The following is an 11,316-nucleotide window of genomic DNA, read 5'->3' as shown; positions in this document are numbered from 1 at the left end:
TCCGCGCTTGGATGGCTCCTCAAGATCAAATCCACGAACAATTTGTATTCCCTGAAGAAGTTCTACCTCGCGGTAACGCTCTCTAACCACAAAAGCCAACCATAACCAGAATCTGAGTTGTGCTTGGCAGTATATTGACACGACCCAGATTAAATAATCTCCTTGGCTGAGATGCCAAGCAGGTGTTAATATTCCCTGGTCTCCCGCCTTTTGGTGGGAGATTTTTTCTATTTATGGTTAATACTCTAAATTTATGTGTTATCTTAAGTGAAGGTTATAAGCCCAGAGCGAAATGCTCTGTCCCTTTGAGACTAAGACCGCTTAGGCAACAAGGAGGTGATGCCCATGATAGAAAGTAGTAAAACCATGGGTCATCAGGTTGCAGTTAGCCGGCTGTGTGCCGGGGCTGTTCTTTAAAAGTTAGCCTTAGTCACCTTGAGTGACTAAGTTAGCTCAAGTAGCTAGGCTAAGCTAGAAGTTCCTTCCGGCAGTCTGGTTGCAACCTGAAGACCCGCTAGACCGCTCTGACTTAGTTCATCCGATCTAAATCAGAGCGGATAGTTTTTTATGGGTAATTTTTGTTTTATCAGTGGTTATTTTTGAAAACTTCAGATGGCGATACCTGCGACAGGCAAAGCCAAAGCTTTAAAATTTTTTCAAATTTAAATTAATAAAGTGTCAATCTTTGATTTTTCTGTGTGCAGAATCAGAAAGGTTAGCTTTGATGATATCTAAGATGTAACCAAACATATAGCTAGGAATTTTTCAATATGGCACAACTACTAACTGAAGAGGAAATTGGAGAACGGACAAAACTTCTTTCAGGTTGGACAGTTGAAGGAGCAAAGTTGCAGAACACTCGCAAATTTCAGGATTTTATCCAAGCAATTGAGTTTGTTAACAAGCTTGTGGAACCTGCTGAATTAGCAGGACATCATCCAGACATAGAAATTTCTTATAACAAAGTCAAGATTACACTCACAACACATGATTCTGGTGGCCTGACACAGAATGACTTTGATCTTGCAGGAGTAATTTCCAACATTCAGTAACTGATTTGAGGTTGGGCATAGCGCATGGGGCATGGGACATAGGATGAGGGAGACAAGGAGATAAGAGATAGGGAAATAAGCAATGCCCAATGCCCAATGCCTCATGCCTATTTCAAATCCTTGATTTTTAGTCACTCATGTATAGGGGCAATTGATTTTTGATCTTGTGTTTGTTTCAAAAATATTAGACGAACCTCGTTTGCATAGTCGAGTAATTGCGTAGCGAAGACTGTGTAATTTCTGATTGTCAAGACTCGATGCAATATCTGATTTCTGCCCAGAAGCTGCCCAGTGTCTAAAGCTTTCAAAAATTTAGCTAAGTTATGATTAGCCATAGCCTCAAACGCTACTCCCTACTTGGATACATCAATGGCTGATGTGTGACAGTTATTAAGGCGATCGCTTCAATCTTGCCATCTAAATTTAATGTTTTATAATATTTTGATATAAGGATGTGTTTTTGCATAAGTTAATCACATCAATTTTTAACTGTAAGTTAATCGTTTATTAGCTTTGCGAAAACTAAAATCGTAATAGAGGCATTCATGCCTCATCCACAGGTTTCAAAATGGGATGCCGCATTTTTAACAATTAGGTGCAACAAACCCAATTATCTATACAAGGTGTGAGGAGTAAAGAAAAGATGTCTAATCTCTTGTGGAAATCCTTATTGGTTAGCCCAGCAGTTTTGGGAGCAACATTACTAGTTTCAACAACAGCAATTGCGGCTCCAAATACGACCACTGAAGTGTCACCCACTGAACAACCAGGAGTCACTGAAGTTGTCCAACAGCCAGAAATATTGGCTCAAACAACCTTAGACCAAATTAACCGCTACAGTAACGAAGGCAACAAAAATAACTCTCAGTCCCAAGTAACATCAGTTTCCCAATTCTCTGATGTACAACCCACAGATTGGGCATTCCAAGCATTGCAGTCCTTGGTTGAGCGCTATGGTTGTATTGCCGGTTATCCAAATGCCACTTATCGCGGTAACCGTGCTTTGACCCGTTATGAATTTGCGGCTGGTTTGAATGCCTGTTTGGATAGAGTTAACGAATTGATTGCCACAGCAACGGCTGACTTGGTAACCAAACAAGATTTAGCTACCTTACAGCGGTTACAAGAAGAGTTTTCCGCAGAACTGGCAACCCTACGCGGTCGTGTAGATGCCTTAGAAGCACGCACCGCTGAATTAGAAGCCAATCAGTTCTCGACTACCACCAAACTAGTTGGTGAAGCTGTTTTTGCAGTTAGTGATATTTTTGGCGGTAACACTGGTGATGCCAACAACACAGTCTTCCAAAACAGAGTACGTTTAGACTTGCAAACCAGCTTCACTGGTAGAGACGTGCTGCATACTCGTCTTGCTGCTGGTAACAGCACAGCCTTTACACAAGTTGATGAAGCTGGTGGTGTTATTAATACTGCTGAAGGCACACAAACCTTTCAAGTTGGTATTGGTGATGGTAATAACAGCGTCAGGATAGACCGATTGACCTATGAAGCTCCCATAGGCCCAGCACAAGTTTACCTTGCAGCTAGTGGTGGACGACATAGCCATTATGCTGCTGTCAACAACCCTTACTTTTTCGATCAAACCGACGGCGGTAACGGTGCTTTGTCCACCTTTGCTTCTGAAAGTCCCATCTATCGAATTGGTGGAGGTGCAGGTATAGCGCTGAATATACCTTTGGGTAAAGGTGGCGGTATCCTGGGAAATAGTTCAATCACTGCTGGTTACTTGGCATCAGAAGCTAACGATCCTAGTATCGGTGCAGGTCTTACCAACGGCGACTATGCTGCTTTAGGACAGTTGAACTTTAGTGTAGGCGATCGCGTAGCTTTAGCTGCAACCTACGTCCACGGTTATAGTGCCGCAGGTGGTTTCTTGTTCAACTCGGGTAACACTACAGACGGAGATATTGTTTCAGTAGGTACTGGACAAGCTAACGTTTTAAGTGCTGTAGATGGGTCTTCATCTAATTCCTATGGTGTTTCCGCTGCATTTAGACCTAGCGACAAACTATCCATTAGTGGGTTCGTTTCTTACCATGATGTCACAGGCTTCGGTGTAGGTGATGATTTTGAAGCTTGGAGCTACGGTGTAGGAGTAGCTCTACCCGATTTCGGTAAAAAAGGCAACGTTTTAGGTATTTTTGCTGGTGCAGAACCCTATGCCCGTAACCGAGTAGGCTTTGCTGGTAATGACATACCTTATCACTTTGAAGGCTTCTACAAATATCAAGTGTCAGATAATATCTCAATCACCCCTGGCGTCATCTGGTTGACCTCTCCTGGTCAAAACAGCGCTAACGACGATGCAATTATCGGTACGCTGAGAACGACTTTCACCTTCTAGAGCGTTGACAATCTGCCAATAATTTAAGTTAATTCCTCCCCACCACAAGGTGGGGCTTTTTATTGTTGGTAGCAGCAACAAATAAACCCTACTTGTTAACCGTAGTATACTAGAAAAGTTAGGAGTTGTGAGTTAAGAATTACAGCAGAATTCTCTAAGCCAGAATTAAGAAGTAAAACAAGCTTTACTCCTAGCTAGCAGACTGAGGTTGTGTACTTCAGCAACTTAAAACCCGCTGTAAAAATCTCTAACTTTGGTAATTTTAGATTTTGGGTCGCACTAAAGTTGTGCTTCCTGAAAACTTGGATTTTGGATTGATGGAAAAATTTATTTTAAAAAGCTTTGATCCCTGCCGCAAGCCCTTTGGGTTTGGGGGATCGCAATCGACGCAAATCGCTAAGACTGCGACCCTCTGACTGCAAAGCGTCTAGGTGGGAAACCTCCACTCAAATTTTCTGCAAAATCGAAAATCTAAAATCCAAAATTGAACGATTCCTAACTTCTAACTCCTACCTGAATTATTGCTTGTGGAACTATCGTGTAAATGTGAATACGCAATTTTAGCTTTATTAGAGATAGCCGCCCATTACGAAAGCGATGAACCATTGCAAATTCGAGAAATTGCAAGGCAACAAAATATACCCGATCGCTATTTGGAACAACTAGTAGCAACGTTGAGGCGTGGAGGTATAGTCAAGAGTCTGCGGGGGTCAAAAGGTGGTTATCTATTAACCAGAGAACCTCGAAAAATTATTCTTTTTGAGATTTTAGAATGTTTAGAAGGGTTGGAGGTGAGGGCGTGTGAAGAAGACCTTAATCCCAAAAAGGTAGACACTTCAGTTATCGAAGAAATTTGGCAAGAAGCAAGTCGCGCCGCAAACTCAGTGTTACAAAAATATACACTCCAGGATCTTTGTGAAAAACTAGATTCCCGACGACAGTTAGATATCATGTACTACATTTAGTCAATAGTCGTTTGTCATTTGTCCTTTGCAAATAAAAACGACTAATAACTAATAATGCCCCATGCCCAATAACTAATTAATTAAGGAATAAATTATGCGAATTGCTCGTAACATTACAGAATTAGTTGGCCGTACACCCCTAGTGCAGTTAAACCGTATTCCCCAAAGTGAAGGATGTGTTGCTGAAATTGTGGTGAAACTGGAAAGTATGAACCCATCGGCATCAGTTAAAGACCGAATTGGGGTAAGTATGATTACCGCAGCCGAGGAAGAGGGGCTGATTACTCCTCTTAAGACAATATTGGTAGAACCCACCTCTGGAAATACAGGCATTGCTCTGGCAATGGCAGCAGCAGCCAAGGGTTATCGGTTAATTTTAACAATGCCAGAGACCATGAGTGGGGAGCGACGGGCAATGTTGCGGGCTTTCGGAGCAGAACTGGAACTAACACCAGGAATGGAAGGCATGAGTGGGGCAATTAGCCGAGCGCAGCAGATAGTTAATAGTATGCCAAATACTTATATGTTGCAGCAGTTCCGCAATCCAGCCAATGCAAAAGTGCATCGGGAAACTACAGCAGAGGAAATCTGGGAAGATACTGATGGACAAGTAGATATAATTGTGGCAGGAGTGGGTACAGGTGGTACGATCACTGGTGTGGCAGAAGTGATTAAAGCACGTAAGTCTGATGCTAAGGCGATCGCTGTTGAACCAGCTAATAGCCCAGTTTTATCTGGAGGACGACCAGGACCGCACAAAATCCAGGGAATTGGCGCTGGGTTTATTCCCCAAGTACTAAAGATAAAATTGATTGATGAAGTGATTACCGTCACCGATGAAGAAGCGATCGCCTACAGTCGGCGTTTGGCAAAAGAAGAAGGGCTACTATCTGGGATTTCCAGTGGAGCAGCTTTATGTGCAGCTATTCGCGTTGCTCAACGTTCAGAAAATCAAGGACGTTTAATTGTAATGATTCAGCCGAGTTTTGGAGAAAGGTATTTAAGTACACCGTTGTTCCAAGACTTGGAGACCAAGTTAGCCGCTAGCGTCAGCTAACGATAAATTGAATTAATGGTCAATTCTAAACACGTTTCTAACCATTACCAAACTCTCAAAGTTAGTCCAAATGCTAGCCAAGCGGAGATTAAGCAAGCTTATCGCCGCTTGGTGAAGTTATTTCATCCTGATAGCAATCAGCAAACAGCCGATCGCGAGGAGATTATCCGCATTAATGCAGCCTATGAGGTCTTACGCGACAACCAAAATCGCCGCAATTACGACCAACAACTGCAAGATAAATCTCGAAAATTAGATAGCGATCGCCAACAGCGTACAGCATCAGCGCAAAAACGTTACCAAGCAACACGCAAAACAGGACGGGATGCTGATGAGGAAGTCGAAGAATGGCTGCGTAAAGTTTATCAACCAGTAAATCGCTTACTTTGTACCATTCTTTATTCCCTAGAAGAACAAATGGAGCAATTAGCTGCCGATCCTTTTGATGATGAGTTGTTAGATGAATTTCAGGAATACTTGAAAACCTGTCGGGAGGACTTGAAACAGGCACAAATTACTTTTCGTTCTCTCCCCAATCCCCCTAGTTTGGCAAGAACAGCAGCTCACCTCTACTACAGCCTCGATCAATTAGCAGATGGACTCGACGAGTTAGGTTATTTTCCTTTGAACTACGATGAGCGTTATTTGCACACAGGTCAAGAACTATTCCGCATAGCTACGAGATTACACTGTGAGGCACAAGCATCCGTAGGTTAATGGGTATGGGGCATCCCTTCTCTGCGAGACGCTACGCGAACGGCTACGCTCAGCATAAGTTCGCTCAGGGCAAGTGGGCATGGGGCATTAGTTATTCACAAATGACAAATGACTAATGACCAATGACTAATGACACAGAAATTAGTTTATCCTGGGAAGAGTGAAAGATTAAGAAATTTGAAGTTTTATTGCCAGAATCCTTATGAAATGCATTATTAATCGCCGCGCTCAGTTTTCGGCAAGTCATCGTTATTCGTTATCAGAACTTAGTGAAGCCGAGAATATTGAGAAGTTTGGTGTTAGAGCGAAATTTCCCGGACAAGGGCATAACTATGTCTTATTGATCTCCCTTGGTGGAGAAGTAGACGAATATGGCATGGTGTTGAATTTGTCGGATGTGAAACATGTCATCAAGCGAGAAGTTACAAACCAACTAGACTTTTCTTATCTCAACGATGTGTGGGCAGATTTCCAAGAAACTCTACCTACCACTGAAAATATTGCACGAATAATCTGGCAACGACTAGCACCTCACTTACCTTTAGTCGGCGTCCAGTTGTTTGAACATTCTGAACTTTGGGCAGATTACACGGGAGAAGGAATGGAAGCCTATCTCACCATCAGTACGCACTTTAGTGCCGCCCATCGGCTAGCTCCTAACATCAGTCCTGAGAAATACGGTAAATGCACCCGTACCCACGGACACAACTATCATCTAGAAATCACTGTGAAAGGGAAAATCGACCCCCGCACTGGCATGATTGTAGATGTAGATGCCCTAAAGCGAGTGGTGGAAGATTATGCGGTGGAGCCATTGGATCACTCTTGTTTAAACAAAGACATTCCTTACTTTGCCGAGATTGTTCCCACTACTGAAAATATTTCACTTTATATCAATCATTTACTGACTTCACCCATCCAGAAATTGGGAGTCGAACTGCACAAAGTCAGGCTCTTTGAAAGTCATGAACTTTGGGCTGATTATGCCAAAAACGGAACCGAAACTTATTTCACGGTCAGTACTTACTTTAGTGCCGCTCATCGGCTGGCTGACCCTAATCTAAGTCAGGAAAAAAACACCGAGATTTATGGTAAGTGTGCGCGTCCCCACGGTCACGGACACAACTATTATTTAGAAGTTACTGTCAAAGGAGAGATTGACCCAACTACTGGGATGATTGTCGATTTAGGTGCTTTGAATCAGATTGTAAAAAATAATGTGGTAGAACAATTCGATCACACTTTTATCAACGAAGACATTCCTTACTTTGCCAAAGTTGTACCTACTAGTGAGAATATCGCACTTTACATTAGTAATTTACTGCGATCGCCCATTCAGGAATTAGGATCTCAGCTTTACAAAGTTAAACTGTTTGAAAGCCCTAATAACTCCTGCGAAATCTACTGTACTGAGTCTGATTCAAATTCAATCAGTGCGGCGGCGAGTCAACCAGTATTAGCAGAAGTTTAGTATCGGGCATGGGAAAATAGAGACAAGGGAGACAAGGGAGACAAGGGAGACAAGGAAAATAATTCATAACCAATGCCCAATGCCCCATGCCCTATGCCCAACTAGAATAGTTTACTTACTAAGCAGTTAAAACCAGGTAGCAAAGGACTTGTCAATTCATCTTGATGAAATAAAGTAGCTGCTAGTTTTAATGCAGCTTGTTCGCGACGATAAACTTCGACTTTTTTCTGTATGCGATCGCAAATCCAATATTCTTGAACTCCTTGCACTGAGTACAGCTTTAGCTTTGTTTGCTTGTCGCGTTTCTCGTTTTTTTCACCGGGTGACAGAACCTCAACTACTAACTCTGGTGCGCCTCATACCAATTCACGAAAAGAATACGACAGATACCAATCTTGAAACCCTGGCTAGCTCTGGCTTTCTTAATTTTGAATTTTGAATTTTGTTAGCGCAGCTAAGCCGTGTCCGCGAGCGTCATTTTGAATTGGTATGAGGTGTCCAGCTTCATCTAGTAACAGTTTTAAGCGTTCATGACTTGCCCACACTACATCAGGGATCACATTGTCAGCATCTGAGAAAATAATTCCAGGAGCGATCGCCACTTCACCTAAACCAGTTTCATCTGACCAAATCTTGATAACTGTAGCAATATTGGCGCAGCTCGTTTGATGAACCCAGTTAGGTGCTTTGGTCACAAATAATTCTCCATCAATAATCTCATAGCGATTCGTGCGTTCACGAAGTGTCTCGCAACGAGAATCGCCTGCGAATAACTCTAGGTCAAAAGAGGCAGGGGAGCAGGGAGCAGGGAGCAAGGGGGAAAACTGAGACAGGAGCTTGTACTCCGCCCCAGTAAGAACGCCCGCTTATGGGCGGGGCTTGTACCCATGTTCCCCCCTTGATTCCACGCAGAGGAGAATAGCTCAGTCCCCCTGCTCCCTGCCCCCTTCCCCTCTGCCTCTTCGGTCAACAGTTGTCCAACGCACCGGAGTTGTTTGCATAGAAACCCCCTAGCATTTTCCTAAATCATATTTTAAAAATACCGACGACGGGCGGTATGTCGCAAATAGCGATAAATGCCCCAGGCTAAAACTCCAAAAAAGAGATTTAGTAAAAAGCGAGTAAGTATAAACCACAGTATATCAGGGTCAAAAAATTTCGATGGATTTAATGGACTAACAATCCTAGCTAAGAGAAACAGCCCAAAAATAGCATTTCCACCCAGTACAAGGGCAAACAGCACTAAACTTCTGTGCCAGTAACGTTGTTGGGGTGTATAGCCTGAGATCAGGATAATTGAGGGTTTGCCTTGGACTTTTCGCAGTAATTGTTCCAATCGCCCAAACATCCACAACAGAAATGGAAATAAACCATAACTCAGGAAACGTAGGGGTAGTGGGTAACGCCAAGCACTAGATAGGACATTCACTAGGGCATGACAAATTACAGAATTTAGCCAAGCCCTGATAATAAATTTTTTGTCTCGATTTAACTCAGTTTTCGAGGACATATACATTCCCAAGGCGTATCCCCAAGGTGCAGAGAACATAGCGTGGACTGGGGTACCGATAGTACGGTCAAGAATGGATGCTGTACCGTGAAAAAGGTAAATCCAGTTCTCTTCCGCTGTGAACCCAAGGGCAACAGCTATAGTCAAGAGGAAAACGCTAGAGTGAAGTAATCGATACCTGGGTCGCAGATAGTAGATTGGGAGAACAACCGCAGCCAATTTACAGCCTTCTTCAATTGGGCCTATCTCCACAAGCTGCCGCAAGGTTATACCAAAAAGCGTAGACGCGCAAGGGCTTGCAGTCAGACATCGCTTGCTCTGCTGCCAGTCTACAATCGAGTTGACTACACTTTCAAAAATCAATTCCAGGCTAAGGGCTAAAATACCAGATATTGCCCCGAAGATGAAGAACATCAGTAACCTGGGTAGAGGCGGGGCAAATGGTATCCGACAATAGTAGTAGCCTAGTAGCAGCAACGGTGGTATTGCTGCCCACAACACTAGAGATAAATCAGCCACTCACCTGAGCAATAATTGTACGGTGACGGTGGGTATTGTTAGCGATCGCAGGAGTTTGGAAACCCGCCTCAATAATAGCTTGCTCAATGTCCAAAGCAAAATATTCATCTAAATATGGTTCAGTACTTTTGAGCAAAGTCAAAATGTAAGCTGGCATTTTTTTGTACACTTGAGAATTAGGATTCATGTCCATGATTGCCAAGTAACCACCTGGACGCAGGACACGACGAATTTCAGCAAAAACCTGTCGAGTTACTGATTGGGGTAATTCATGACACATCAGGAAAATCGAAACTAAATCAAAAGAGGCATCAGGTAGCCCGGTAGATTCAGCTTGGGCATGAAGCCAATTAATATTAGCTTGGCGTTGGGCGGCGCGGTAATGGGCAACAGCTAAGAAGTAGGGAGATAAGTCCAAGCCTGTAATTTTGGCATGGGGATAAATTTCTTGCATGGCAAAGGTACTCAAACCCACACCGCAGGCCAAATCTAGAATGTTTTGGGGTTGATTGGGGAGTTGCGCTTTGAGGATATCATGATAGCTTTGGCGTAGTTTAGCATCTCCTTGCGCTCCAGCATCCTGCCAAATTCCGGCATGGACAGTACGAGCCGCAACTTCTAGCTCCCAAGCTGCTTTCCAGCTGAGGTCTCCACCTTCGTAAGCGTGGAATGGTCGTAGGTAGTATTCTGGGTAGGAAAGCAGGGGATTTTCAACTTGAGCTAGATCCGTCTTCCAATCACGCGCTTGTAGTATTTCGACTTCTTCCGTCCAAGGCACACCAATTCTCTCGGCACGTTTAATCATCATTTGTCTAGCTTGATGCTTGGCTAGATTGGCTAAAGGCTGGATTGCCAGTATGGTATTCACCAAGCGAGAAGCGAAGCCAATATTAGTGTTTACAGCAGCGGTCATAAATCAGTTTGCATTTAACAGCCTCTTTTACTTATGACATACTTGCTGAACACGAGTCTAGAAATGAAATGAATTGAATTATCTAATCAGCGTGGCTAGTTCAGCAAAATCTATCTCAACAGAGAGGGCAAAAAGCCGAGTGCCATATAAAAAAAGACTACAACTAACTTATCGAGTCTCAAGTATGGCAAGAGCAAGAAGAAGAGCAAGTGGCTTTTTCAGAGATTTTCAAGAATTTGCCCTCAAAGGTAGTGTAGTTGACTTAGCGATCGCCGTAATCATTGGCACTGCCTTTACTAAGGTGATTACCTCCTTAGTTGAGGATGTAATTATGCCATTGATTAACCCCTTGATTAGTGTGACGGGCAAAGACTGGAGAACAATCACCATCAGTCCAGGAATTGCGATCGGTCAGTTTCTTGGCGCAATCCTGGACTTTTTAATCATTGCTTTGATCTTATTTATAGGAATTCGGGCCTTACAAAAATTGAAGAGGCAAGAGGATGTTGCCATTGAATCTCCACTCTCAGATCCTAAGCTTGCATCTGAGGAAAGACTGACTGGTGCATTGGATAGACTCAACCAAACCTTGGAAACTCGGAATAATCAAGTTTTGTAAGTCGGAGTGTGAAAAGAAGACACGGGGACGCGGGGACAGGGAGACACGGAGAGTTCTTTTTGCGCGTCTTCTTTCTTACTGGAGTTTAGACTAAGCTATGCAAAATGACCCAGCAGGGCTGAGTTAATCAG

General features: G+C 43.2%; 9 protein-coding genes and 2 pseudogenes. 8 read left to right on the top strand and 3 right to left on the bottom strand.

Annotation, left to right across the window (positions count from 1 at the left end; translation table 11 throughout):
* The 7 genes and pseudogenes from ACM0OY_RS37670 to ACM0OY_RS37640 form a co-directional block, all read left to right on the top strand.
* Nucleotides 1-86, top strand: a pseudogene (locus tag ACM0OY_RS37670) (photosystem II protein D2); the annotation flags it as partial.
* A 684-nt stretch (nucleotides 87-770) separates the two neighbouring features.
* On the top strand, nucleotides 771-1,052 hold the full coding sequence (locus ACM0OY_RS37665; protein WP_414573820.1) for a 4a-hydroxytetrahydrobiopterin dehydratase: 282 nt from the start codon (nucleotides 771-773) through the stop codon (nucleotides 1,050-1,052).
* A 643-nt stretch (nucleotides 1,053-1,695) separates the two neighbouring features.
* Nucleotides 1,696-3,414, top strand: coding sequence for an iron uptake porin (locus ACM0OY_RS37660; protein ID WP_414573819.1), 1,719 nt, complete (start codon nucleotides 1,696-1,698; stop codon nucleotides 3,412-3,414).
* Nucleotides 3,415-3,941: 527 nt separating this feature from the next.
* Nucleotides 3,942-4,379, top strand: a complete 438-nt coding sequence (locus ACM0OY_RS37655) for an RrF2 family transcriptional regulator (RefSeq protein WP_414573818.1) — start codon at nucleotides 3,942-3,944, stop codon at nucleotides 4,377-4,379.
* 94 nt (nucleotides 4,380-4,473) lie between these two features.
* The gene (cysK, locus tag ACM0OY_RS37650; RefSeq protein WP_414573817.1) at nucleotides 4,474-5,436 is read left to right on the top strand and encodes a cysteine synthase A; all 963 of its coding nucleotides are present in this window, start codon (nucleotides 4,474-4,476) and stop codon (nucleotides 5,434-5,436) included.
* 15 nt (nucleotides 5,437-5,451) lie between these two features.
* Entirely contained in the window at nucleotides 5,452-6,153 is a 702-nt protein-coding gene (locus tag ACM0OY_RS37645; protein WP_414573816.1) for a J domain-containing protein, read from the top strand.
* A 202-nt stretch (nucleotides 6,154-6,355) separates the two neighbouring features.
* Nucleotides 6,356-7,624 carry a 6-carboxytetrahydropterin synthase gene (locus ACM0OY_RS37640; RefSeq protein WP_414573815.1) on the top strand — a complete coding sequence of 423 codons (1,269 nt, stop codon included), beginning with the start codon at nucleotides 6,356-6,358 and terminating at the stop codon, nucleotides 7,622-7,624.
* Between the two features lie 101 nt (nucleotides 7,625-7,725).
* Here the strand turns inward: ACM0OY_RS37640 and ACM0OY_RS37635 are convergent.
* The 3 genes and pseudogenes from ACM0OY_RS37635 to ACM0OY_RS37625 all read right to left on the bottom strand — a co-directional run bounded on the left by ACM0OY_RS37635 (nucleotide 7,726) and on the right by ACM0OY_RS37625 (nucleotide 10,566).
* Nucleotides 7,726-8,439 (bottom strand): annotated as a pseudogene (locus tag ACM0OY_RS37635) (Uma2 family endonuclease).
* A gap of 218 nt (nucleotides 8,440-8,657) precedes the next feature.
* The gene (locus tag ACM0OY_RS37630; RefSeq protein ID WP_414573814.1) at nucleotides 8,658-9,653 is read right to left on the bottom strand and encodes a PrsW family intramembrane metalloprotease; all 996 of its coding nucleotides are present in this window, start codon (nucleotides 9,651-9,653) and stop codon (nucleotides 8,658-8,660) included.
* Nucleotides 9,646-10,566: a class I SAM-dependent methyltransferase gene (locus tag ACM0OY_RS37625; RefSeq protein WP_414573813.1), complete on the bottom strand. Its 921-nt coding sequence runs from the start codon at nucleotides 10,564-10,566 to the stop codon at nucleotides 9,646-9,648. The genes ACM0OY_RS37630 and ACM0OY_RS37625 overlap by 8 nt, the downstream gene beginning before the upstream one ends.
* 139 nt (nucleotides 10,567-10,705) lie before the next feature.
* Here ACM0OY_RS37625 and mscL point away from each other — a divergent pair, with 139 nt between their 5' ends.
* Nucleotides 10,706-11,185, top strand: coding sequence for a large conductance mechanosensitive channel protein MscL (gene mscL / locus ACM0OY_RS37620; RefSeq protein ID WP_414573812.1), 480 nt, complete (start codon nucleotides 10,706-10,708; stop codon nucleotides 11,183-11,185).
* Nucleotides 11,186-11,316: the final 131 nt, after the last annotated feature.

It is taken from the genome of Nostoc sp. CCY 9925 (assembly GCF_963920935.1).
Classification (GTDB): Bacteria; Cyanobacteriota; Cyanobacteriia; order Cyanobacteriales; family Nostocaceae; genus Nostoc.
This window is presented reverse-complemented; position numbering and strand designations above follow the sequence as displayed.

What these genes read in the sequence shown, in the direction of transcription:
- ACM0OY_RS37625 (WP_414573813.1), bottom strand. Translation starts at nt 10,566, where the DNA reads ATGACCGCTGCTGTAAACACTAATATTGGCTTCGCTTCTCGCTTGGTG.
- ACM0OY_RS37645 (WP_414573816.1), top strand. Translation starts at nt 5,452, where the DNA reads ATGGTCAATTCTAAACACGTTTCTAACCATTACCAAACTCTCAAAGTT.
- cysK (WP_414573817.1), top strand. Translation starts at nt 4,474, where the DNA reads ATGCGAATTGCTCGTAACATTACAGAATTAGTTGGCCGTACACCCCTA.
- ACM0OY_RS37660 (WP_414573819.1), top strand. Translation starts at nt 1,696, where the DNA reads ATGTCTAATCTCTTGTGGAAATCCTTATTGGTTAGCCCAGCAGTTTTG.
- ACM0OY_RS37665 (WP_414573820.1), top strand. Translation starts at nt 771, where the DNA reads ATGGCACAACTACTAACTGAAGAGGAAATTGGAGAACGGACAAAACTT.
- ACM0OY_RS37640 (WP_414573815.1), top strand. Translation starts at nt 6,356, where the DNA reads ATGAAATGCATTATTAATCGCCGCGCTCAGTTTTCGGCAAGTCATCGT.